The 23,631-nt window shown below is 62.9% G+C and carries 23 protein-coding genes and 1 riboswitch; of the genes, 11 read left to right on the forward strand and 12 right to left on the reverse strand.

Annotated features, from left to right (window positions below; all coding sequences use genetic code 11):
- Positions 1-42 precede the first annotated feature (42 nt).
- From AC54AF_RS20880 to AC54AF_RS20890, 3 genes are all read left to right on the forward strand, one after another.
- The gene (locus tag AC54AF_RS20880; protein ID WP_496638061.1) at positions 43-2,199 is read left to right on the forward strand and encodes a S46 family peptidase; all 2,157 of its coding nucleotides are present in this window, start codon (positions 43-45) and stop codon (positions 2,197-2,199) included.
- Positions 2,200-2,397: 198 nt separating this feature from the next.
- Positions 2,398-3,156 (forward strand): substrate-binding periplasmic protein, encoded by a 759-nt coding sequence (locus AC54AF_RS20885; RefSeq protein WP_496638062.1) that lies wholly within the window; start codon positions 2,398-2,400, stop codon positions 3,154-3,156.
- 93 nt (positions 3,157-3,249) lie between these two features.
- Positions 3,250-3,780, forward strand: coding sequence for a hypothetical protein (locus AC54AF_RS20890; RefSeq protein ID WP_496638063.1), 531 nt, complete (start codon positions 3,250-3,252; stop codon positions 3,778-3,780).
- A 39-nt stretch (positions 3,781-3,819) separates the two neighbouring features.
- Here AC54AF_RS20890 and AC54AF_RS20895 read toward each other — a convergent pair whose 3' ends face one another.
- Complete coding sequence (locus AC54AF_RS20895; RefSeq protein ID WP_496638064.1) at positions 3,820-4,467, reverse strand: TetR/AcrR family transcriptional regulator; 648 nt, start codon at positions 4,465-4,467, stop codon at positions 3,820-3,822.
- Positions 4,468-4,534: 67 nt separating this feature from the next.
- Here AC54AF_RS20895 and AC54AF_RS20900 point away from each other — a divergent pair, with 67 nt between their 5' ends.
- The 3 genes from AC54AF_RS20900 (at position 4,535) to AC54AF_RS20910 (ending at position 6,296) form a co-directional block, all read left to right on the forward strand.
- Positions 4,535-5,053 (forward strand): DUF2867 domain-containing protein, encoded by a 519-nt coding sequence (locus AC54AF_RS20900; protein WP_131687262.1) that lies wholly within the window; start codon positions 4,535-4,537, stop codon positions 5,051-5,053.
- 65 nt (positions 5,054-5,118) lie between these two features.
- Complete coding sequence (gene pnuC / locus AC54AF_RS20905; RefSeq protein WP_496638065.1) at positions 5,119-5,730, forward strand: nicotinamide riboside transporter PnuC; 612 nt, start codon at positions 5,119-5,121, stop codon at positions 5,728-5,730.
- A gap of 17 nt (positions 5,731-5,747) precedes the next feature.
- Entirely contained in the window at positions 5,748-6,296 is a 549-nt protein-coding gene (locus AC54AF_RS20910) for an AAA family ATPase (RefSeq protein WP_496638090.1), read from the forward strand.
- Here AC54AF_RS20910 and AC54AF_RS20915 read toward each other — a convergent pair.
- Positions 6,268-8,427: a TonB-dependent siderophore receptor gene (locus AC54AF_RS20915; protein WP_496638066.1), complete on the reverse strand. Its 2,160-nt coding sequence runs from the start codon at positions 8,425-8,427 to the stop codon at positions 6,268-6,270. The two genes, AC54AF_RS20910 and AC54AF_RS20915, sit on opposite strands and share 29 nt — an antisense overlap.
- Positions 8,428-8,512: 85 nt before the next feature.
- A riboswitch (TPP riboswitch) is annotated at positions 8,513-8,610 on the reverse strand.
- 66 nt (positions 8,611-8,676) lie between these two features.
- Positions 8,677-9,834, reverse strand: a complete 1,158-nt coding sequence (locus AC54AF_RS20920) for an iron-containing alcohol dehydrogenase (protein ID WP_496638067.1) — start codon at positions 9,832-9,834, stop codon at positions 8,677-8,679.
- 142 nt (positions 9,835-9,976) lie between these two features.
- Here AC54AF_RS20920 and AC54AF_RS20925 point away from each other — a divergent pair, with 142 nt between their 5' ends.
- Positions 9,977-10,282 (forward strand): ferritin family protein, encoded by a 306-nt coding sequence (locus tag AC54AF_RS20925; protein WP_496638068.1) that lies wholly within the window; start codon positions 9,977-9,979, stop codon positions 10,280-10,282.
- Positions 10,283-10,375: 93 nt separating this feature from the next.
- Positions 10,376-10,855 carry an Imm26 family immunity protein gene (locus AC54AF_RS20930; protein ID WP_496638069.1) on the forward strand — a complete coding sequence of 160 codons (480 nt, stop codon included), beginning with the start codon at positions 10,376-10,378 and terminating at the stop codon, positions 10,853-10,855.
- A 55-nt stretch (positions 10,856-10,910) separates the two neighbouring features.
- Here AC54AF_RS20930 and AC54AF_RS20935 read toward each other — a convergent pair whose 3' ends face one another.
- Together AC54AF_RS20935 and ompR are read right to left on the reverse strand one after the other, a co-directional pair.
- Complete coding sequence (locus tag AC54AF_RS20935) at positions 10,911-12,269, reverse strand: sensor histidine kinase family protein (protein ID WP_496638070.1); 1,359 nt, start codon at positions 12,267-12,269, stop codon at positions 10,911-10,913.
- Positions 12,270-12,282: 13 nt separating this feature from the next.
- Entirely contained in the window at positions 12,283-12,984 is a 702-nt protein-coding gene (ompR, locus tag AC54AF_RS20940) for an osmolarity response regulator transcription factor OmpR (protein ID WP_223278807.1), read from the reverse strand.
- Positions 12,985-13,247: 263 nt separating this feature from the next.
- On the opposite strand from ompR, the gene AC54AF_RS20945 reads away from it, so the two are divergent.
- Positions 13,248-13,637, forward strand: a complete 390-nt coding sequence (locus tag AC54AF_RS20945; protein ID WP_131687269.1) for a hypothetical protein — start codon at positions 13,248-13,250, stop codon at positions 13,635-13,637.
- A 151-nt stretch (positions 13,638-13,788) separates the two neighbouring features.
- Entirely contained in the window at positions 13,789-15,648 is a 1,860-nt protein-coding gene (locus tag AC54AF_RS20950; protein ID WP_496638071.1) for a flagellar assembly protein A, read from the forward strand.
- Here the strand turns inward: AC54AF_RS20950 and arfB are convergent, their stop codons facing one another.
- Complete coding sequence (arfB, locus tag AC54AF_RS20955) at positions 15,649-16,047, reverse strand: alternative ribosome rescue aminoacyl-tRNA hydrolase ArfB (protein ID WP_034779396.1); 399 nt, start codon at positions 16,045-16,047, stop codon at positions 15,649-15,651.
- A 194-nt stretch (positions 16,048-16,241) separates the two neighbouring features.
- Here arfB and AC54AF_RS20960 point away from each other — a divergent pair, with 194 nt between their 5' ends.
- Positions 16,242-16,724, forward strand: a complete 483-nt coding sequence (locus tag AC54AF_RS20960) for a chemotaxis protein CheW (protein ID WP_496638072.1) — start codon at positions 16,242-16,244, stop codon at positions 16,722-16,724.
- A gap of 37 nt (positions 16,725-16,761) precedes the next feature.
- On the opposite strand, the gene AC54AF_RS20965 is transcribed toward AC54AF_RS20960, so the two are convergent.
- The 6 genes from AC54AF_RS20965 to AC54AF_RS20990 all read right to left on the reverse strand — a co-directional run bounded on the left by AC54AF_RS20965 (position 16,762) and on the right by AC54AF_RS20990 (position 23,552).
- The gene (locus AC54AF_RS20965; RefSeq protein WP_131687272.1) at positions 16,762-18,753 is read right to left on the reverse strand and encodes an ATP-binding cassette domain-containing protein; all 1,992 of its coding nucleotides are present in this window, start codon (positions 18,751-18,753) and stop codon (positions 16,762-16,764) included.
- Positions 18,754-18,887: 134 nt separating this feature from the next.
- Positions 18,888-19,778 carry a 50S ribosomal protein L3 N(5)-glutamine methyltransferase gene (gene prmB, locus AC54AF_RS20970; RefSeq protein WP_436540537.1) on the reverse strand — a complete coding sequence of 297 codons (891 nt, stop codon included), beginning with the start codon at positions 19,776-19,778 and terminating at the stop codon, positions 18,888-18,890.
- Positions 19,779-19,834: 56 nt separating this feature from the next.
- Positions 19,835-20,971 carry a succinyl-diaminopimelate desuccinylase gene (gene dapE / locus AC54AF_RS20975; protein ID WP_496638073.1) on the reverse strand — a complete coding sequence of 379 codons (1,137 nt, stop codon included), beginning with the start codon at positions 20,969-20,971 and terminating at the stop codon, positions 19,835-19,837.
- A gap of 48 nt (positions 20,972-21,019) precedes the next feature.
- Positions 21,020-21,376: an ArsC family reductase gene (locus tag AC54AF_RS20980; protein WP_496638074.1), complete on the reverse strand. Its 357-nt coding sequence runs from the start codon at positions 21,374-21,376 to the stop codon at positions 21,020-21,022.
- Positions 21,377-21,508: 132 nt separating this feature from the next.
- Positions 21,509-23,056, reverse strand: coding sequence for an FAD-dependent oxidoreductase (locus AC54AF_RS20985; protein WP_496638075.1), 1,548 nt, complete (start codon positions 23,054-23,056; stop codon positions 21,509-21,511).
- Between the two features lie 55 nt (positions 23,057-23,111).
- Entirely contained in the window at positions 23,112-23,552 is a 441-nt protein-coding gene (locus AC54AF_RS20990) for a toxin-antitoxin system YwqK family antitoxin (RefSeq protein WP_496638076.1), read from the reverse strand.
- Between the last annotated feature and the right edge of the window lie 79 nt (positions 23,553-23,631).

Here is a 23,631-nt window from a genome sequence, read left to right on the forward strand (position 1 = left end):
GACAGGCTATACTTTCGCCTGCTATTTATGGAGGGGCATATCTTGTTCAAAACAATCGTTTTACCAGTCGCCTTGTTGGGCGCGTTCGCCGGTGCACACGCCGACGAAGGGCAGTGGCAACCACACCAGCTGCCACAGCTGAAAGCCGAACTGAAACGGGTCGGCATCGACATTCCTGCTGAAAAACTGGCCGACCTGAGCAAGCACCCGATGAGCGCCATCGTGTCGCTGGGCGGTTGCTCGGCCGCTTTCGTTTCCGACGCCGGCCTGGTGGTGACGAACCACCATTGCGCGTATGGCGCCGTGCAGCGCAATTCCACGCCGGAACACAATTACATCACCAATGGCTTCCTGGCCAAGACGCGCGCCAGCGAGCTGCCGGGCGGTCCGAACAGCCTGGTGTATGTGACGGACAAGGTGGAGAACGTCAGCGACCGGGTCTTGAAAGGCTTGACGGCTGACATGAGCGGCCGCGCGCGCCACGAAGCCGTGGAAAAGCGCGTCAAGGACCTGATCGCCGAATGCGAAACGGATAAGATGTACCGCTGCTCCGTGCCCGCCTTCCACCGCGGCCTCGAGTACTACCGCATCCGCCAGATGATGATACGCGACGTGCGCCTCGTGTACGCGCCATCGGACAAGATCGGCAACTTCGGCGGTGATATCGACAACTACGAATGGCCGCGCCACACGGGCGATTATTCGTTCCTGCGCGCCTACGTGGGCAAGGATGGCCGTCCGGCCGACCCGTCGCCGGACAACGTGCCCTACAAATCGAAGGATTTCCTGGTGGTCTCGGCCGAAGGCTTGAAGGCCGGTGACGGCATCTTGCTGGCGGGCTATCCCGGCCGCACCAGCCGCTACAAGCTGCCGGCGGAAATCCGCTTCGCGCGCGACACGGCCTTCCCCCTGAAAGTGTCGGAACTGCAAGCGGATCTGGCCGTGATGGCTGACGCGACGCATGGCGACGCTGCCGCTGCCGTGCGCTATGCGAGCGTGGTCAAAAGCATCAACAACGTGCTGAAGAAAACCCAGGGCTTGCTCGACGGTTTCGCCCGCAAGGACATCGCCGCCATCAAGGACGTGCAGGATGCCGAGTTCCGCGCCTGGTATGCCAAACAGCCAAACGTGTCGCCGACCCTGCTGGCCGAACTGGATGCGGCGATTGCCAGCGACATGGCCTTGAGCGAAGAAGAGTTCGCCTGGAGCGTGGCCACCAACAGCGACTTGCTCAAAAGCGCGCGCACCCTCTACCGTTTGTCGCTGGAGCGCCAGAAAGCGGACGCCGAGCGCGAATCGGGCTTCCAGCAGCGCGACCTGGCCTTCATCAAGGCCCGTCTGGCGCGCCTGGAACAGTCGTATGTCAACAAGGTCGATCAGGCGCGTTTTGCAGCTGGCCTGAAGCGTTACGCGCAACTGGCGGCGAAGAGCCATCCACAAGGCCTGGACGCGCTGCTGCCGGCGCCAGCGGCCGTGGCGGCCCTGTACCAGCAGACGCAGCTGGCTGACACGGCCAAGCGCCTGGCCTGGCTGGAAAAGGATCTGGCCGCTGTGGCCAAGTCCGACGACGCCTTCATGGCGCTGGCCATCAAGTTGCAGCCGGTCGACGCGGCGCTGGAAGCGCGCCGCAAGGAAATCGACGGCAACCTGGAGCGCGTGATTCCGCAATACATGCAAGCCGTGATCGACTGGAAGAAATCGCAAGGCAAGCCGGTGTATCCTGACGCCAACTCGACCCTGCGCGTCACCTACGGCACGGTGTCGCCGTACTCGCCGCGCGATGGGCTGACCAAGGGCCCGTTCACGACCGTGGAAGGCATCGTCGAGAAAGTCACCGGCAAGGCCCCGTTCGAAGCGCCGCAAGCGCTGCTCGACGCCGTCAAGGAAAAACGCTACGGCCAGTTCCGCGATCCGGTGCTGGGCACGGTTCCCGTCAACTTCCTGACCAGCGCCGACACCACGGGCGGCAATTCCGGCTCGGCCGTGATGAACAAGCGTGGCGAACTGATCGGCCTGAACTTCGATTCGACCTATGAATCGATCACCAAGGACTGGTACTTCGACACGGCCATCACGCGCGCCATCCACCTCGACATCCGCTACATGCTGTGGGTGATGAAGGAAGTGGACCATGCGGATAACCTGCTGCAGGAAATGACCATCAAGTATCCTAAGGCAGTCAAGGCTGCGAAGAAGTAACTTTCTTGGCTGAGATAAAAGCCGCATCCGCCGCAGGGCCGATGCGGCTTTTTTGCGGCAGCGCCGCCCGTTTTCCGCCGGGCGCGGACTTTCCGGCAGCACCAAGATGATGGAAAATTGATCGTCATGTAGTGCATCGAGGCCAATCGGGCATACACTATGCGCGGGATCAATGGAATGCACGAATCTAGAAAAGTGATGCAAATGAAAGTTCTCAGGCTGTTTACCATTGTCGCGATCTTGCTGGCACTGCCTTGCCAGGCGATCAGCGCACCGCTCAGGATTGCCACCATTCTCGGCCCGCCATGGGGATTCATCGGGCGCGACGGCCAGCCCACCGGCATGATGTACGAAATCGGCAATCGCGTCGCGGAAGTTGCCGGCTTGCGCTACACCAATTCCCTTGTCCCTTATCCCAGAACCGCCGCCGATATTGAAAACGGGATCGCCGACGTGACCATCCGCTTCGGCAACGATCAAATGACGCGCGGCGCCGTGCCGGCAGGCGTTGTCGTGTCCATGCCTATCATCCTCGTGGGTCCATCCGGCAAGAACTACGGCAAGCTGAGCGAATTGCACGGCAAGACCGTCGGCGTGGTACGCACCAGCAAATATGTGGAGCAATTCGACACCAACAATGCGATCCAGAAGTATCCCGTCAATGACTATGTCACCATGGCGAAAATGTTGGCAATGCGGCGATTGGACGCAGGGATAGGATCCAGCCTGGGCCTGTTTTATGGCGCGTACATGGCCGGCGTGAAACCGGAAGATATTGGCGTTCCGCTTGTCCTGGGGAGCAACGATTTCATTTTGTTTGTTTCCAAGAAAACCGCAAAGCCGGAAACGACGCGGGCACTGGAAGAAGCGGTCAAGAAACTCTCGGCCAGCGGCGAGATCAAACAGATCATGGACAAGTACAGCAAGTCATTCAGCGTCAATCTGCCACAGAGATAAAGCGACTGTACACATGCTGCCGTCTGGCTTGCTGGAAGCGCCACGTATAATGGCTTTTACCATTCATCGCCTTCTTTTTCGACCGGTCGCTCCATGCCCCTGACTCCCGATTCGCCGCCTGATTGGCAAACGTTTGAAACGGCATACGACGTTGAAGCAACCTGGTTCAGGCTGGCCAGCGCGTCGCTGGCAGTGCTTGGCGCCTCCCCATTCAAGGATCAGGCATTTTCAGCATTTGCCTTCAACGCCGTCTCGTTCCCCTCCCTTTCGCTGAGCTTTGACACCGATCCCGACAACAGGGAGCGCGGTGATTACCCGCCGGACTGGTCGAACGAGTGCATGGAAGTCGATGTGCCGGAAATTGGCCAGCTGTGGGAAGCGGGCCATGCCAGGATCGAAGGCGCGCTGCTTGCGCTGATCGACGCTGCCGATGACGAGTTGCTGTGTGCCATCGAGGAAGGCTATCTGCACAGTCTCAGGAAAACCATGGTGCGGCTTGAAACGAGCCATGCTTTCGAGCAGATCAAGACGTGCGCGCGATTCTGGACCGTGGTCACGCAAGTCGATGCCGATACGGATGAAGAGGAGCGGCTGCTCGAGCAGGTGCGGCTCATGCATGACTGAATCATCAGCGCCTGATGGTGGCGCCTGCCGATAACCGGGTCAATGTGACTTGATTACGCTTGTCCCGCCTGGCAAGGCAGCCTGCCGCAACGCCTCCACCGGCAACTGAAAAAACCGCGGCACCATCGCCGGCGACAGCTCGTCGCCGCTGTCCGCCATGGCCAGGCGGCCACTCAGCAGCAGCATCACGTAACCGTGGCCCAGCGACCAGCCGGCGCTGGCGGCGGCCTTGTCCCAGCGCGCATCTAGGCCCGCTTCGCGCACGGCTGCGCCGGCCGTCTGCAGCACGTACTGGAAGCACGCTTGCGCCGCTTGCTGCAGGGCGGGGAACTGGCGCACGTCCTGGTGTTCGAACATCAGCCGGTAGTGGGCCGGCGCGGCCAGGGCGAATTCGATGTACTGCTGGCCCAGCAGCTGAAAACGCTGCTCGGAGGGCAGGCTGCCCGGTGGCGGCAGTTCGGCCTCCCATTTGGCGATCAGGCTGGCGAAGCCGGCCGCCGCCACCTCGGCCAGCAAGGCTTCCTTGCTGGGAAAGTGGCGGTACACGGCGGCGATCGATACGCCCACCGTGCGCGCCAGTTCGCGCAGCGAGAGGGCGGCGTCGTGCTGCTGCGCCAGTTGCGCGATGGTGGCGGCGACCAGGGTGTCGCGCAAGTTGCCGTGATGATAGGTGCTCGTTGTCGTCATTCTATGTTATCGCTGTTCACATTGTCGTGTATGATGCTCATGTTATCACTGAACACATGGAGAGCACATGCAAGAGATAAGCAACGTGGTACGCGCCGTGGCCTTGCCGCCAGGCGCCAGCATCGCCCCCTTGTACCCGGGCAGCAACCTGGCCGACGCGTATGCCGTTGCGCTGCCGACTGCGCAGGCGCGCCAGATGGACATGGAAAGCCTGGCGCGCGTGCTGCTGGGCAGCCAGCCGGGCTGGGCGCTCAAGCTGATGGTGCTGCGCGACGCCATCGTGGCGCGCTTCGGCATCCGGACGGCAAAGCAGATGGAAGCCAGGCCCGGCAAGCGCATCGGCATCTTCCGCATCTTTGCCGTCAGTGACGATGAAATCATCGTGGGCGAGGATGACAGTCACCTGGACTTCCGCCTGTCGGTGCTGCGCCACCGCGACGCGGGACGGCATGGCAGCATCACCATGTCCAGCGTCGTGCATTGCCACAACTGGGTGGGGCGCGCCTACATCCTGCTGATCCGGCCTTTCCACAAGCTGATCGTGCGGCGTTCGCTGGCGCGCGCCGTCAAGGGGGGCTTGGCCTGAGCGGGCAATCTTGCTTATTCATGGCTGGTATTGCATACTGCACCACCAGCCTCATCACGATTCCCATGAACGATACGCTTCTCCTGCTGGGTTTTGCCACCACGCCGCTTGAACTGATTTCCTTTGTCCTGGCACTGACAACCGTTGCGCTGAACATCCGCCAGAACCACTGGGCGTGGCTGTTCGCCATCATTTCCTCGGCCGCTTACGGTGTCGTGTTTTTCGAGTCGCGCCTGTATGGCGACATGGCCTTGCAACTGCTGTTCATCAGCGTCTCGTTCTGGGGCTGGTATCAGTGGCTGCACCCGGCCAGCGGCGGCAAGGTCCTGCCCGTCACGCGCCTCGATGGACGCGGCTGGCTGGCCTGCGGCGCAGGCTGGCTGATCGGCTTCCTGCTCATCGCCTGGCTGCTGACGACGACGGACACGGACGTGCCCCATGCCGATGGCTTCCTCACGGCAGGCAGCCTGGTAGGGCAATTCCTGCTGTCGCGCAAGAAGCTGGAAAACTGGATCGCCTGGATCATCGTCGACGTGCTGTATGTGTGGCTGTACCTGCACAAGGGCCTGACCCTGACGGCCATCCTGTATGCCGTTTTCGTCGTCATGGCCACGATCGGCTTGCTGGCGTGGAAGAAGTCGGCACCGGCCGCGCCCGGCGCGATGGTCCTCAAGTGATAGGCAATTGCGTGCGCGTGGCCATCCTGGGCGCGGAATCGTCAGGGAAATCGACCCTGGCGGCGGCCCTGGCCGAGCGCTATGGCACCGTCTGGGTGCCCGAATACTTGCGCGAATTTGTCGAAACGCAGGGCAGGGTACCCGTCGCGGCCGACCAGTTTGGGATTGCGCGCACGCAAGTCGAACGCGAAGCGGCAGCCGCCGCGCAAGCCCGCAACTTCCTGTTTTGCGACACCACGCCGCTGATGACGGCCGTCTACAGCCGCCATTATTTCGCTGGCGCCGATGCGCCGCTGGCGGCGCTGGCGGACGCCACGCGGTACGACGTGACCCTGGTGACGGCGCCCGACAGCCCGTGGGTGGCGGACGGCTTGCAGCGCGAGTCGGAAGCCGTGCGCCAGCTGATCTACCGCTACCTGCTCGACGAGCTCGACGCGCGCGGCATCGCCTACCACGTGCTGCACGACAGCCTGGAGGCGCGCCTGGAACAGGCCGCGCCTTTGCTGCGGCAGGCGCTCGCTGCCGCGCCTGCCATAATTAAAAGTCGAACTGCGCCGAGACTTTAAAGGTGCGGCTGGCGCCCGGATACAGATAACCGTCCGATTCCGGCGTCACGTCGCGCCAGTAGAACTTGTCTGCCACGTTGTTGACGCTGGCGCGCAGCACGGCTGTCTTGCCGGCCAGGCGCGTGGCCCAGGCGGCGCCCAGGTTGAAGACGTGGTAGGACGGCACGAAGGTCGTGTTGTTGTACTCAAACGCTTTCTTGCCCGCATATTCCCAGCTGCCATTGACGCTCAAGCCCGCCACTTGCTGCACGGCGTAGTCCGCATGCACGGCCGCCTTGAAGGCGGGCACGTTGGGCACGCGCTTGCCGTCGAGCGATGCTTCGCCCGTGTTCGATTGCTGGCTGTTCAGGGCCGTCAGCGAGATGCCCAGGTTCAGGTCGCGGGTCGCCTTGCCTTGCGCGGACAATTCCAGCCCACGGTGCTGCGCCTGGCCTGCGCGCACGAAGTAGCCGGCCGCATTCTGGAATTCCAGGCCCTTGCGGATCTGGAACAGGCTGGCCGCCAGCATGAAGTCCGGCGTCACATCCATCTTCGCGCCCAGTTCGATCTGCTTCGAACGGCTCGGCGACAATTCCACGTTGGCATTCATCGCCTTGCGGTCGGCCGTGCCGCCATGTTCCATGCCCTGCGAGTAGGCTGCATAGATGGAGACATTGTCGAGCGGGGTGTAGACGAGCGACACGTTCGGCAGCAGGAAATCGTGCTTGGCGCGGATTTCCGTGTCGGCCTTCAGCACATACTGGTAGCCGTCGACATTGATATGGCGCAAGCCGCCATGCAGCTTCCAGTTCGGCGCCAGGCTGACGATGTCCTGCACGAAGACGGAGTTTTCCGTATCCTTGCGCACCAGGCGCACGGGGCCTTGCACGCCCGTTGACATGTCGACGATTTGCGGACGGTAGATATTGCTCACGCCAGCCCAGTCATACACGTACAGGCCGGCACGGTCCTTGCGGCGGAAGGTCGAGACGCCTGCCGTGAATGCATGGCGCAGGGCGCCGGTGGCGAACTTGCCCTGGATCATGGCTTGCGCGCTCAGCGGCTTTTTCGTCTCGCCCAGGCTGCGGTAGTCATACACGTCGTAATCGCCATTGCCGCAAAAGCCAGGGTACAGGTCTTGTCCGCTGCAGCCGTACGGGAAGGCCGTGTAATCGTCGCGCTTGAACGAATGCTGGTTGGCCGACAAGGTGGCGTGCCAGTCGTCATTGAAGGCGTACTGGAAGCGCAGGCCGAGATTGCTGGTGACGGTTTCCACGGGGCGCGTCCATGGCTGCAGGTTGAGCATGGCGTCGGCGCTGATGCCGGTTGGCAAGGTTTTATTGTTCAGCAGCTGGAAGCCGGGCGCCGTCGCCTGCGCCTTGTCCTGGTAGTCGGCATCGAGCTGCAGCAGGGCTTGCGGCGAAATCTGCCAGTCGAAGGCGCCGGAAATGAACTTGCGGTTGCCGTCCGCGCCCTTGATGTAGGAGCGCAGGCGCTCGGCCGCCACATTGACCCGGTAGCCGAAGCGCGTGTCTTCCAGGCGTCCGCCCAGGTCGACGGCGCCGTACAGCGTGCCCCGCTCGCGCGTTTCCACCGTGACGGTACGCAGCGGCGCGCTGGTCGGGCGCTTGACGATGAAGTCGATCACGCCGCCGGGCGCGGCCACGCCTGCCTGCAAGCCGGCCAGGCCCTTCAGCACTTCGATGCGTTCCTTGTTTTCCAGCGGGATTTGCGTGTCGCCAGGAATGGCCACGCCATCCTTGCGGTAGCTGGAATTGTTGTCGAGCTTGAAGCCGCGGATGGAAAACTGTTCCGCATAGCCGACGGCGTTGTAGGCGTCGTTGATGCTGGCGTCGAGCTTGACGGCGTCGCTGAGGTTGCGGATCTGTAAGTCCTGCATGTCTTTTTGCGCAATGACCGTGACGGACGCGGGCGTCTGCAGCAGCGGCGCGTCGGAAAAACCGCCCACGGAGGCGCGCCTGGCGGCTGGCGCCTTGCTGGCCGTGACGACGACTTCGGCCATGCTTTGGGCCTGCGGACCGGCCGCTTCGGCGGAGTCATGCGCGGCAAAGGCGGGCGCGGCAAACGCGTGCAGGATCGCCAGGGTCAGTACAGGACGGGAAAAATGCGCAGATAAATTCGGTGTGGACATAGATTGCTCGTGGTTCAAGCCGACTCTGTAAAGAGCACGGCAGGCTGCTTGTTCGGCTGGCGCCAACGCAGGAGCTATCAAAGGAGGGAGGTACTTTGCGCTTTCCTTCGCTGGCATTATCCAGATCAGGTACGAAGGGTATCTCTCACCCGGATGACTGCTCCAGGACCCCTAGCGAATTGATAGCTTAGCATGAACCACGGCCAGCTGTCCCCCTGGCCGACCGTTTTACAACAGTGTGGTGCGAATCTACAAACTGAGTTCCAGCACCTTGCGGCTGACGGCGGGCGTCACTTCGCGCTGTTCGCCCAGGGCCGTCATGCCGTGCGCTTCCAGGGCGGACACGACGGCATCCACGCTGGCGTGATTGAGGCCGTAGTCGGCCAGACGCGTCTTGACGCCCATGTGGCGGAAGAAAAATTCCGTGCGCGCGATGGCCGCCTCGATGCGGCCATCCTCGTCGCCGCCATCGAGACCCCAGACGCGGGCCGCGTATTGCAGCAGCTTGGCGCGCTTGGACTGCTTGCGCACGCGCAGCATGCTGGGCAGGATGATGGCCAGGGTTTGCGCATGGTCGAGCTCGTACAAGGCCGTCAATTCGTGGCCGATGGCATGCGTGGACCAGTCCTGTGGCACACCCACGCCGATCAGGCCGTTCAAGGCCAGGGTGGCGCTCCACATCACGTTGGCGCGCACGTCGTAGTCGTCCGGCTGCGACAGGGCTTTCGGGCCTTCCTCGATCAGGGTCAATAAAATGCCTTCGGCGAAGCGGTCCTGCACGGACGCGTTCACAGGGTAGGTCAAATACTGTTCCATCACATGCGCGAACGCGTCGACGACGCCATTGCCCACCTGGCGCAACGGCAAGGTGAACGTCTTCGACGGGTCCAGCACGGAAAATTTCGGATACACCTTGCGGCTCATGAACGAGCGCTTTTCCTGCGTGGCCTTGCGCGTGATCACGGCCGAACCATTCATTTCGGAACCCGTGGCCGGCAAGGTCAAGACCGTGCCGAAGGGCAGGGCGGCCTCGACGATCTTGCCGCCTTTCGCCAGGATGTCCCACGCCTCGCCCTCATGCAGGGCGGCGGCGGCGATGAACTTGGTGCCGTCGACCACGGAACCGCCGCCCACGGCCAGCAGGAAATCGATGCGCTCGCTTTTCACCATGGCCACGGCCTGCATCAGGGTTTCATAGCTGGGATTGGGTTCGATGCCGGCAAATTCCAGCAGGGTATGGCCGGCCAGCGCCGCCTTGACTTCATCGTAGACGCCGTTCTGCTTGATGCTGCCGCCGCCGTAGGTCATCAGGACCCGCGCCTGCGGCGGGATCAGGCCGGCGATGGCGGCGATCTGGCCCTGGCCGAAGAGGATTTGCGTCGGATTGTAAAAGTCGAAATTGAACATGGGGCTCCTGCCGCTGAGGTTTAGGCTGTTGCTGAGCCATGATTATGGCCGAATGGGTGGAAACGTGTCGTCGACGCTTGAGCTTTTCGCCTGCGCGGTGGAGAATGCAGCCGATATCACCACCACGCGAAAAGGAATGTGCATGACCACCGTCCCACTGGAAGAAGCGGGCTTGCCCGCCACCGCGCTCGACATGCACCGCGCCATCGGCGCCACCATCGCCGCGCTGCAGGCGCTGGACTTGAACAGCCAGCGCTTCGAGGCGTGCACGGACCCGGAACTGCGCCGCGTGCTCGCGCATGCGGGCGACACCAGCCGCAAGGAAGCGGCCATGCTGCTCGAATGGATGCGCCGCCGCGACGCGCGCCTGGATGCGGCCATGAAGGAAGCGCTGTTCAAGGCGGGGCCGATTGTTGCCCAATATCACTATGACGAGAAAATATTGTAACTATTGGTTTGTTGCTGTGGCGTACCATACGCCACATTCGCCGCGTTTCGCGTAGACTGTGCCCCGAACACGATTTTGGGGGAGTTTACAGAGATGAAATCATTACCATACCGAGAAGGCAGCTGGTTTGCCGTGCCCTTGCCGGGCGGCGGCTATGCCGTCGGCGTGGTGGCGCGCAGGGCGCCTGCCGGGCGCATCATGCTGGCGTATATGTTCGGGCCGAAGCGCGACAGCTTGCCTGCGCTGGAAGAGTTGGAAGGCTTGCGGCCGGAACAGGCCGTGCGCCGCCTGCGCACGGGCGACATGGCCCTGCTCAACGAGCGCTGGCCCCTGCTGGGCGACAGTCGCCACTGGGAACGCGACGACTGGCCCATGCCGGCCTTTATCCGCCGCAATGAATCCCTGCAGCGCGCCTGGCGCGCCAGCTATGCGGATGCGGATCCCGCCAAGTTGAACCGTGAGGAATCGATCCCCTTCGACACGCCGGGCATGGAAAGCGATTCCCTGTACGGTTACGGGGCGACGGAATTGTTGATGAATAAATTGCTGGCGCAGGAGCAGGCGTCCGCTTGACCGTTGTCGGGCGGCGTAGGTCGGATTACGCGAGGCAAGGCCTCGCTAATCCGACCTACGCCGCTGGCAAGCTGATCTGAAACGCCAGGCCGCCGCCTTCGCGGTTGCGCACTTGTAAGTCAGCGCCATGGCGCAGCAGCACGCGGTCGACGATGGCCAGGCCCAGGCCGGCACCATTTGCTTGCCCGCGCGCCGTGTCGAGACGGGTGAACGGTTTCAACAGTTGCTCGATCTTTTCCGCCGGCACGCCCGTGCCGTGGTCCTGTATCTCGAGGATGACCTTTTTCGCGCCGTGGCTGGTGCGCACCTGGCAGGCGATGTCGATTTCCGTCACGTCGCTGCCGGGCGTCTTGCCATAGCGGCGCGCATTCTCGATCAGGTTGTTGAGTACGCGGCGCAGGTCGGTGGGATTGCCCATCGCATGCGCGCCGTCGGCGATGCTGGCGTTGATCTTCACGTCCGGTAGGCGCATCGCTTCGCGTGTCATGTCGGTCAGCAGGCCGCTCAGGTCGACATCGGTGAAGCTCGATGCTTCCGTCGGCTTGGCATAGTCGAGGAACTGGCCGATGATGGCGTCCATTTGCCCGATATCGGACTGGATGCCTTCGCGCGCCTCGTCCGACAGGTTCGCCATTTCCACCTCCAGCTGCATGCGCGCCAGCGGCGTGCGCAAGTCGTGCGAAATGCCGGCCAAAATCACGGCGCGGTCCGATTCCACCTGTTTCAGGTCGTCGACCATCTGGTTGAAGCTGCGGTTCGCCTCGATGATTTCGATCGGGCCCTTTTCCGGCAGCGGCGCCGGCTGCTTGCCCTTGGCGATGTCGCGCGCAGCCGCCGTCAAACGCGACAGCGGCAGATTGATCAGGCTGGAAATGATGGCCGCGCCCAGCAGGGACAGCAGCGACACCAGGCTGGCCCAGCCCAGCCACTGGAAGCCCGTCAGGCCGCGCAGGCGCTCGCGGTCCAGCATCAGCCAGTACTCATCGTCGTCGATCTTGAAGCTGACCCAGAAGCCGGCCACGCCGTTGACGCGCGCGGAAAAGCGCGTGTCCTTGCCCAGCTTGGCCTTCACCAGCGCCTCGATGTCGGGCATCAGGTAATTGTCGGGCGGCGGCTCGATGCGGTCGTCCTCTTCCAGCGAGAAGATGCGGATGCCTTCATTGCTGACGAGGTCGAACAGCAGCTCGCGCCGCAGCTCGGGAGCCGAGTGCGTCAGTGCCGCATGCGTGATGGTGACGACGGAAATGATCTGTGCGGAAATCTGCTGCGCCTGCGGCTCGCGCTGGATGACGGAAATCATGCCGATCCAGGTGATCATGCTGACCGTGGTCAGGGTGCCGAGCAGCAAAAAGGTGCGCCAGAACAGGCCGCTTTTCAGCCGCGCCAGGCTGATATCGGGAACAAGCTTCATCATGCCTCGCCTGCGATCAGCGCGGCTGTCCGTCCGGGATGAAGACATAACCGAGGCCCCACACGGTCTGAATGAACAGCGGGCTCGATGGATCGGGTTCGATGAGTTTACGCAGGCGCGAGATTTGCACGTCCAGGCTGCGGTCGAACACTTCGTATTCGCGGCCGCGCGCCAGTTCCATCAGTTTCTCGCGCGACAGCGGCTGGCGCGCATGGCGGGCAAACACTTTTAGCACGGAAAATTCACCGGTCGTCAGCGGCACCGTTTCGCCATTCTTTTTCAGGGTGCGTGTGCCCAGGTCCAGCACGAAGTCGCCGAATTCGAAGGTTTGCGGCGTTTCCGATGGCGCGCCCGGGATTTCATCGGGACCCTTGCGGCGCAGCACGGCGCCGATGCGGGCCACCAGCTCGCGCGGATTGAACGGTTTCGGCAGGTAATCGTCGGCACCCATTTCCAGGCCCACGATGCGGTCCACGTCCTCGCCCTTGGCCGTCAGCATGATGATCGGCGTCTGGTCGCCCGCGCCGCGCAGGCGGCGGCAGATCGACAGGCCGTCTTCGCCCGGCAGCATCAAATCGAGCACCAGCAGGTCGTAGCGTTCGCGCAGCCACAGCTTGTTCATGGCCGTCGCGCTCTCTGCCGTGAAGACATTGAAGCCCTGTTCGGTCAGGTAGCGCCGCAGCAGGTCGCGCAGGCGCACATCGTCATCGACCACCATGATTTTTGCCTGGTGGCCGTGGATCGATTGCGTTGTTGTATTGCTGCCGGAAGTGGAGGTTGTGGTCATTTAAGGTGTCGTGTTATCTTATATTAGTTGCTATAGTAACGCCTCGCGCGGCGTCGGCAAGGGGCTGTGGCGACCCATTACAAAGTGTTACAAACTTTACCCAATTACTCTTACTGCACCGTGTAAAGCATCATACACTGGGGCCACAGTGGAAATCAGCTTTAGTTTATACGGCATCGCGGAAGAGGAACCCAATGAATATCTTTACTAAAAAAATTCACGCCGCTCCCAGCGCAGCTATCGCCGCACGTACGGCTGTGCTGTCCGCATTTGCCGTTTGCTCCGTGTTTGCCGCCAGCCTGGCGTCAGCGCAAAACCAGCCGCCGCCACGCCGTGACGACCAGCAGCAAATGCAGGCCCAGCGGTATGAACAGGTACAGCGCAGTAATAGCAATGATACGCGACTGCGCGAACAGCGTGACGCACGCAGTTTCGAGACGCGCGCCGAAGAGCAGCGCCGCGCCAGCGATGGCGCCGACGCCTCGCGCCGCACGGGCCGCATGACGCCCGACGAGCGCCGCGACCTGCGCCGCCAGATCAATGAAGTGGGCCAGGATATTTACTCCAACCCGCCGCGCCGCTAGGCAGCCATCCCCCTCCGACAGGGCCATCTCGCAAGACATGGCCCTGTTTGCATCTGGCCGCCAACATTGTTGCTCAGTCAGGCACACGGCCCCGCCCCGTGATATTGTTCTAACGCAATGAGGAAATTCTCGGTTTTTGGGGAGGCAAGTGGTGAGCGACGACGACACACCCGTTCCTGATGCGGCCCCCGCAGGCGGCTTGCCGCACGGCCTGCTCCAGCGCGACGACGGCGTGTTCCTTGACCTGTCGCTGGCGCCGGCGCAGCTGCGCGCCGCCGTCGGCCAGTTGTTCCAGTCGGGCCTGCTGCTGGCCGGCCTCGATTACGCGTTGTTCCTGCTGACCCTGTTCCATGCCCCCACTCCCCGCGCCGCGCCCAAGGGCGACGCCTTGCTGCGCATCGCCGCCAGCGTGGCGCCATTCCCGCCGCCGCGCCGCGCGCTGTATCAACAGGTCAAGATCCGCGGCGACAGCGCCGAGTTTTACTTTGAAACCTTGTCCGCTGATGCGGATGGCCAGGTGCCGGCGCGCCGCGAGTTTGACGAGCTGGTGGCCGACCTGTGGTGCAAGGGCGTGCACTACGGCATCGATGGCGCGGCCGTGCGCGGCATGCTCGCCAGCGGCAAGGCCGAGCGCATCACGGTGGCGCGGGTGCTGCCGCCGCAGCCGGGGCGCGACGCCCAGCTGGTGGAAGTGTCGCAAGGCATGCACCGCGACGATGCGCCGCGCGAACGCTCCGATGGCCGCCTGGATTTGCTCAGCTTCAAGAATCGCTTTCCGCAAGTGAAAAAGCACGCGCGCCTGCTGCGTCTGCTGCCGGGCATGCCCGGCTTGCCTGGCTACGACCTGGCCGGCACGCTGCTGCCGCCGCCCGCGCCGCTGGAACTGGACCTGGCCACGGTGGCGGGGCCGGGCACGGCCGTCGAGCATTTTAGCGATGGCGATTTCCTCGTCGCCACGCAAGATGGCTATGTGAATGTCGATGAGCACGGCAAGATGTCGATCGAAAACAAGATCGTCAGCCGTGAAGGCGTCAGCAGCCGCACGACGGGCAATCTGAAGCTGCGCGCCGCCTACGAGGAGTATGGCGAAGTGCAGGAGCAGCGCCAGCTCGACGGCAGCGACATCACCATCCATGGCGACGTCTACGGCCACTTGCACTCGCATGGCGGGCTGATCCTGTTGCAGCGCAACCTGGTGGGCGGCACGGCCTTCAATGAGCATGGCGACGTGCGCGTCGAGGGCGTCGCGTCCGGCTCCGTGCTGCAGGCGCTGAGCGGCGAAGTGCATGTGAAGCGCGCGGAAAGCTGCGTCATCGCCGGCACGCGCGTGGTGATCGACAGCGCCAGCAATTGCGAGATCATTGCCGACGAGGTCGTCATCGAACTGGCCGAAGGCTGCGCCGTGGCGGCGCGCACCATCCGCATCGGCAGCGCCGGTCCCCGCAAGCAGGTGGAGATGCTGCTGTTCCCGCTGGTACCCGATTTGAGCGCCCTGGAGCAAAAGATTGCGGACAGCCTGGCCAAGGCCGCGCACTACCAGCAGCTGCAGCACAAGCGCCAGCAGGAAATCGACGCCATCGCGCAATTGCCCGAGGTGCGTAATTACCTGACCCTGGCGGGCCAGCTGCGGCGCGGCGAATTGCAGCTGCAGCCTGCGCAACAGCTGCAGTACGACAAGCTGGCGGCGCGCATCGCGCCCGTGCTGAAGGAGGTGGCGCGGCTGCGCGTGGAAGTGAAACAGTCGGAAATCCTGCAGGCGCAGATGCTGGCCCTGGTGGCGCAAGTGCGCCAGGAGCGTCAGGCGACGGCCGGCCAGTCGCGCTGCAGCGTGGGCCTGGTCGATGGCGAAACGGCAGTGCGCACCCTGGTCGTGCCGCCCGGACCGGCCAAGGTCTACGACCGGCCGCCGAAAGAAATCAAGGCCTTGCTGCGCAGCGCCACGCCGGCCACGCAGAGCGTGTTTGCCGACAGCACGGGCAGCCTGGACTGGACTTACCAGCCACCACCCTGATCAGTCGATCACCTTGCCGCGCGACTGTTTCAGCACGCTGTGCGTGCTCTTGCTGTCGAGGCGGCGCCGCTGCGAGCTGCGCGTGGGCTTGGTGGCGCGCCGCACGGCGGGCAGGAAAGTCACGCTGTCGATGATTTCCTGCAGGCGCCGCAACGCTTCTTCCTTGTTCTGCTCCTGGCTGCGCGACTGCTGCGCCTTGAGCACCAGCACGCCATCCTTGCTGATGCGGCTGTCGCGCAGGGCCAGCAGCCGTTCCTTGTACGCTTCCGGCAGCGACGAGGCGGCGATGGGGAAGCGCAAATGGATGGCGCTGGACACCTTGTTGACATTTTGCCCGCCCGGGCCCTGGGCGCGGATGGCGGAAAATTCAACTTCAGCGGGATTGACGAGGTGTTGCATGGCCTGCCTGTGGGGAGTGATGTGGGTATTGTAAGGGAAGATGGCTGCGCCGGCGCAAGGCCGGGCGCTGAGATCAGGCTGCCTTCCGGGAAAGTTGATGTTTCTCAACGCTGGCGGCGGCGATGCTGGTTAGCATGGGGCCAACGTTGCGCCACTGCGCATCCTGGCAGCGCCTACCGGATGAAAGGAATACCATGCAGCCGACGACCACGCCTGGCGCCACAACGGCCCAATATCTGACGCAGTACTTGAGCTTCCGGCTGGGCGGTCTGGAATACGGCCTCGATTACCGCTGCGTGCGGGAATTGCGTCCGCTGAAGGAACTCGACCGCTTTTCCTCGGAAGGGGAAGTACTGCACAGCGTGGCTGTCTCGCGCGGCGTGATCATCCCTATCGTCGACATGCGCGCCGCGTTCGGCAGCGCCCACGGCACGCCCGACCCGGCCACCGACGTGATCATCTTGCAGCTGAGCAATGGTGTGATGGGCATGGTGGTCGATGGCGTCACCGACATCGTCAGCCTGGCCCCCGCCGACATCGCCGACGTGCCCGGCCTGGGCGAGGCGGAAGCCGATTATCTGCTGGGCCTGGGCACGGTGGCGGGGCGCCGCCTGATCCTCGTCGACATCGACCGCCTGATGGCCATCCGCAGCCCCAGCCCCATGCAGGTGGCCTAAAAAAAAGACGACCGGGGAGTCGTCTTTTTGTCTTGCGTTAGCCGAGTTTCTCTAACTGATCCTGCAGATCGAGCCATTCCGCTTCCAGCTGCGCCAGGTCCTTGGTGAAGAAGGTCTGGTCGGCCAGCAATTGCTTCAGCTTGGCCTTGTTGGCGGCGTCATAGATGGTCGGCTCGCCCAGCTTGGCGTCGGTTTCCGCCTTTTGCGCATTGCGCTTGGCGATCTGCTCTTCCTGGCGCTTGAGCTTGTTTTCGATCGGCTTGCGCAGGGCGGCCGCTTTCTGGCGCTCTTCCGCTTCCTTGCGCTTGTCGCGCACGGGCGCGGCGGGGGCAGGGGCGGCGGCTACTGGCGAAACGACAGGAAAGTCCGTCTTGTTGGCCTTGCCTGCGGCTGGCAGCACGTCCGTACCCTTGCCCAGCTTGGTCTTGAACAGCCAGTCCTTGTAGTCGTCCAGGTCGCCGTCGAACGGCTGCAGCTTGCCGTCGGCAACGATGATGAATTCGTCGGTGGTGGCGCGCAGCAAGTGGCGATCATGGGATACGACGACCAAGGTGCCTTCGAACTGGGCCAGCGCTTCCGTCAGCGCTTCGCGCGTTTCCAGATCCAAATGGTTGGTCGGTTCATCGAGCAGCAGCAGGTTAGGACGCTGCCAGACGATCAGGGCCAGTGCCAGGCGGGCTTTTTCGCCGCCCGAGAACGGCGCGATCGAAGCGGTGACCATGTTGCCCGGGAAATTGAAGCCGCCCAGGAAGTTGCGCAGTTCCTGCTCGCGCACGGTCGGGGCGATCTTGGCCAGATGCCACAGCGGCGATTCGTCGTGGCGCAGCATTTCCACCTGGTGCTGGGCGAAGTAGCCGATGTTCAAGCCCTTGCCCATGGTGGCGTCGCCCGTCAGTGGCATCAGTTCGCCGGCGATGGTCTTGATCAGCGTCGATTTGCCGGCGCCGTTCTGGCCCAGGAGGCCGATGCGCTGGCCGATCTGCAGCGAAAACTTGATGCCGTTGACGATGGTCTTATGCGTGATTTCGCCCGTCGCTTCGTTCTCGATCTTGTAGCCCGCATCGACGTCTTCCATCACCAGCAGCGGATTCGGTGCGCTCAAAGGCTCGCGGAACTCGAAAGAGAATTCGGCGGCGGCGCGCAAGGGCGCCAGCTCTTCCATCTTCGCCAGCGCCTTCATGCGGCTTTGCGCCTGGCGCGCCTTCGACGCTTGCGCCTTGAAGCGGTTCACGAACGATTCCAGGTGGGCACGCTTGCGCTGCTGCTTTTCCAGCGCGCCGGCGGCCAGGATCATCTGCGCCGCGCGTTGGCGCTCGAAGCTCGAGTAGTTGCCCGAGTAGCGCTTCAGCTTGCGTTCGTCGATATGCACGACGACGTTGACCACTTCATCGAGGAAGTCGCGGTCATGGGAAATGATCAGCAAGGTGCCGGCGTAGCGTTTGAGCCAGTCTTCCAGCCAGATGATGGCGTCCAGATCCAAATGGTTGGTCGGTTCATCGAGCAGCAGCAGGTCGGATGGGCACATCAGCGCTTGCGCCAGGTTCAAACGCATGCGCCAGCCGCCGGAAAAACTCGCAACCGGTTGCTGCATCTGGTCCAGGGTAAAGCCCAGGCCCAGCAGCAATTGCTCGCCGCGCGACTGCACGGTATACGCGTCGGCATCGGCCATGGCGCTGTAGATTTCGCCGATGGCGATACCGTTTTCCGACGTGGCCGGCTCCGCTTCCAGGCGCGCCAGTTCCGCTTCCAGTTTGCGCAGGGTGATGTCGCCATCGATCGCGTAGTCGAGCGCGGCACGGTCCAGCGGCGGCGTTTCCTGCGCCACGTAAGCCACGCGCCATTTGGCCGGGAAATCGATCTCGCCCTGGTCAGGGTGCAATTCGCCGCGCATCATGGCGAACAGGCTCGATTTGCCCGCGCCATTGGCGCCGATCAGGCCGATCTTGTCGCCCGGATTGAGGGTGACATCGACTTGTTCGAGCAACGGTTTGATGCCGCGCATCAGGCTTACTTGTAGGAAACGTATCATTTTTTTCTTTGTAAAGGCTGGGAATGAACCCGCGCCGTAAAATTCAGGTAGGTCGGATTAGCGTAGCGTAATCCGACAAGTGGCCGCTGCCCGTCGGATTACGCCCTGCGGGCTAATCCGACCTACCAAGTCGATTAAACCAGCTTGAGCTGCTCGGCCGTCAGCAGGAATACCATGTCGTCGCCGGCGCTCGTCGTCAGCCAGGTCAGGCCCAGCTCGCCGAAAGCCGCTTCCGCGTAGGCGCGTTCGTTGCCGATTTCAATCATCAGGATGCCGTCGTCCGTCAGGCGCTCGGCCGCGCCGGCGATGATCTTGCGCACCAGATCCATGCCGTCGCTGCCGCCGTCGAGGGCGATTTGCGGCTCGGCCAGGTATTCCTGGGGCAGGGCGCCCATCGATGCGGAATTCACGTACGGCGGGTTGCTGATGATCAAATCGTATTTCTTGGCCGGCACGTTGGCGTACAGGTCCGATTCGATCAGGTTGACGCGGTCCTGCAATTTGTACGTGTCGACGTTGCGCTTGGCCACGGCCAGCGCGTCGGCGGAAATGTCCACGGCGTCGACTGCGGCGTTCGGGAAGGCGTCGGCCATCATGATGGACAGGCAGCCCGAGCCGGTGCACAGTTCCAGGATGTTTTCCACGGCTTCCGGTTCCGCCACCCATGGCGAGAAGTATTCAGGGATCAGCTCGGCGATGAAGGAGCGGGGCACGATCACGCGCTCGTCGACATAAAAATTGTACGTGCCCAGCCAGCCTTCCTTGGTGATGTAGGCGGCCGGCACGCGGTCGATGCTGCGGCGGTCGATGACCGTCATCACGCTGGCCACTTCCGATGGCAGCAGCTTGGCGTCGAGGAAAGGTTCGAGCTTGTCAAGCGGCAACTTCAACGTGTGCAGGATCAGATAGGCCGCTTCGTCGAACGCTTCGGCGCTGCCGTGGCCGAAAAACAGCTTGGCGGTATTGAAACGGGTAACGGCGTAGCGCAGCAGGTCGCGTGGCGTGGAAAACGGGTTCGGGGTCATGGCATTCTCGAAAAGACGGTGTTCTGGCCCGCCGTGACGGGCCTCGGTATTCTGCTTCAGGCGGGCAGCAAATGCTCCAGCGTGCGCCGGTAAATATTCTTCAGGGGATCGATGTGGCGCAGTTCGATGTGCTCGTCGATCTTGTGAATACTGGCATTGGGCGGCCCGAATTCTATCACTTGAGGGCAGATTTGCGCGATAAACCGGCCATCCGAGGTGCCGCCCGTGGTCGACAGCGCCGTCGCGATGCCCGTTTCTTCCAGGATGGCGGACGACAGCGCATCGCTCAAGGTGCCGCGCGGCGTGAGGAAGGGCAGGCCGCTCAGGGTCCACTGCAAGTCGTACTGCAAGTCGTGCTGGTCGAGGATGGCGTGCACCCGCTCCTGCAGGCTTTCCGCCGTGCTGGCCGTGGAAAAGCGGAAATTGAAGTCGATCACCATGTCGCCGGGAATAACGTTATTGGCGCCCGTGCCCGCATTGATGTTGGACATTTGCCACGAGGTCGGCAGGTAATATTCGTTGCCCGCATCCCACTTTTCCTCGACCAGGTCGGCCAGCGCCTGCGCCGCTTCGTGGATGGGGTTCTGCGCCAGGTGCGGATAGGCGATATGGCCTTGCACGCCCTTGATCGTCAGGCGGCCCGACAGCGAACCGCGGCGGCCATTCTTGATCATGTCGCCCAGCTGCGCGCTCGACGTCGGCTCGCCCACCAGGCAATAGTCGATCTGCTCGCCGCGCGCTTTCAGTTTGTCGCAGACGATGACGGTGCCATCCGTGGCCGGGCCTTCCTCGTCGCTGGTGATCAAAAAGGCGATCGAACCCGTGTGGTCGGGCGTGGCGGCGATGAATTCCTCGCAAGCGACCACCATGGCGGCGATCGACGTCTTCATGTCGGCTGCGCCACGGCCGTACAGCTTGCCGTCGCGGTGGGTGGGGATGAACGGTTCCGAGCGCCATTGCTCGACAGGCCCCGTGGGCACCACGTCCGTATGGCCGGCAAAGACGAACACGGGCGAGGTGGTGCCGCGGCGCGCCCACAGATTGGTGACGTCGTTCGACTGTATCGTCTCGCAGACAAAGCCCAGCGGCGTGAGGATGTCGATCAGGTGCTGCTGGCAGCCCTTGTCATCGGGCGTGACCGAAGACAGGGCGATCAGTTTTTCGGTCAGGGCGAGGGTTTTGGAGGTGGTCATGGGTAAGGTCGTGCCGGCAACAGCGTTCCGGTGGTCAACTAAGTATGGTTACAGCGAGAAAAGGGTCTTGTATTGCGCATCCGAAAACGCCACGCTGAACTTGCCATCCTTGTCCAGCACGGGGCGCTTGATGATGGACGGGTTTTCCAGCATCAGTTCCACGGCGCTGGCCGCATCGGTGATCGAAGCTTTGCGCTCGTCGGACAGGGCGCGCCAGGTCGTGCCTTTCCTGTTGACCAGCACATCCCACGGCAATTGCTGCAGCCACGCCTCGACGGTGGCGCGTTCCAGGCCCTGCTTCTTGAAGTCGTGGAAAGTGAAATCGCGTTGCTGCGCGGCCAGCCAGGTGCGGGCCTTTTTGACGGTATCGCAGTTGGGGATACCGTAGAGTGTAATGGTCGTCATGGGTAGGGCCAAGGGGAATGAATGCGGTTCGCTTGATCGCGGCGCTTGCGCCAGGACAAAATGCGATGGTAGCCGACATTATACAGTCGATGCGGAGTCGATGCGGCAGTGCAACACGGCCCCGTGATTCCCCTACACGGGCCGTGGCGCCGCCTTGCTTGACTCCGCCGGACCGAAATGCAGGCCCAGCCGCAGGGCCAGGGCGCGCAGGGCGCCGCTTTCCTGCAGGTGCAGGGCCAGCGCGATGTGGCCGTCCGGGCGCACGAGGTAGGCCGCGTCGCGGCCCAGGCCGGCCAGCTTGGCGGCCACGTTATAGGTATAGCAATGCACGGGCAGTTTCAGCACGCGCGCTTCGTCCAGCAGTTCGGGCGCCGGCTCGCCGTAGACGTGCAATTGCCACGCCATGCTGCGCAGGGCGATGAAATTGTCTTGCGTGCCATCGGAGAACCATGGCAGGCGGTCGCCGCCGCGCAGGTATTGCGCATGGCCCGCGGACAGGGCGCTGTCTTCATAGCTGATCTGGATTTGTGACACGGTCTGGAACAGCAGCCGGCGCGCGCGCCCGAAGCCGGAGAGGAAGGGCAGCGCGTGCGGCACCAGCCAGCGCCGGAGGAATTGCCCGGCCATGCCTTGCGCGACGATGGCCTGGAAGGCGCGGTCGGTGGTGGCGACGAGCTTGCGGGCAAACACGCTGCGCTCGCTTTCATAGGTGTCGAGCAGGGCGTCGTTGCCTTGTCCCCGCAGCTTTTGCGCCAGTTTCCAGGCCAGGTTGACGGCGTCGCCCAGGCCCGTGTTCATGCCCTGGCCGCCCACGGGGCTGTGCAAATGGGCCGCGTCGCCGAGGATGAAGCAGCGCCGTTCGCGAAACTGCGCCGCCACCCGGTGATGGACTTTATAGGTGGAAAACCAGTTCACGTGCTCGACCCGGATATTCAGCAAGGCTTGTACCTGTTCCCGCACGTCGTCGAAGATGGGCGCCGGCGCGCCATCGGGCACATCGGGCAGGATGCCGATCAGGCGCTGCATGCCGCTGGTGCGCACGGGCAGCATCAGCGCAAATGCGTTCGCGCCCAGGTGGGCGTGCAAATCCGTGTTGTTGCCGGCCACTTGCGCATCGGCCACGTAATACAGGTGGTCGTAGGTGCCGCCAGAGAACTCGAAGCCGGCGATCTCGCGCACGGTGCTGCGGGCGCCGTCGCAGCCGCAGATGTAGTCAAACGTGCAATATTGACGTTCGCCTTCCTTGAGCAGAATGGCTTGCACTTCGCTATCGTCCTGCGTCCACAGGTCCAGCGCCACGTTCCATTCCACGTGCACGCCGGCCGCCGCCAGCTTGCTGATCAGGAAGCGTTCATGCTCGTCCTGGGGCAGGCTCAGCACGAAAGGGTAGGGGCTCAAGCCTTCGCCGATCTCGCCCAGCGCCAGTTTCACCAGCTCCTCGCCCCCTTCATGGATGTGCACGGCATTGATCTTGATGCCCAGCTGCACCAGCTCGTCGGCAAAGCCCAGCTGCTGGTAAAACTCCAGGGTGCGCGCATGCACGGCCATGGCCCGCGACGCCTGCCCGGGGCCGCTGTTCTTGTCGATGATGCGGCAATCGACGCCATGGCGCGCCAGGCGCAAGGCAAGCATGAGGCCGGTAGGACCGGCGCCGACGATCAGGACGGGAGGAGTATGCATGCCATCCAGTATAGGACAGGATGGCGTAAGGCTGCGGGACGATTGGAGAGGGTGCTCAGGCGCTGTTCAGGAGATGCGCGGCGCCGGCAATGGCGCCAATCTGACTGCTTCGCAGTTTTTTCAGCGTTGCAAATTGCGCGCCTGCTTCATCTATCCGATAGTCCTTGAGCAGAGTCCCCTGCGCGTCCCACACTTGTTCCTGGATACATATTCCGAGTTCATAGTGGCCATCGGATTTGCGTGCACCATTGTCATGCCATTCACGGGCCGTGCCATGTAGCGCATTCAGGGCAAACCATTCTTCGAGAATAAGTCTGCTTGCAGCCGACCATTGCCGGGAGATCCCGCTTTTTTGGCCATCAATAAAACTGGTTTCTGTTATTAATATGCCATTATAATCGTTTTCAAATGCCACGCCGCTAAACGGCTTGCCGGTGTAGCACATCAGCAGGAAATCCTCTGATGGTTCCAACGCTTCGTAATCGACTCTGGACATGCTTTACCTTCAACAAGTGTTGCGCCGGGGTGGACGGAAACGACAATGTCCCGCCGGGGCGGGACATTCAGGGGGCTAC

The organism is Janthinobacterium sp. JF4, assembly GCF_059617925.1.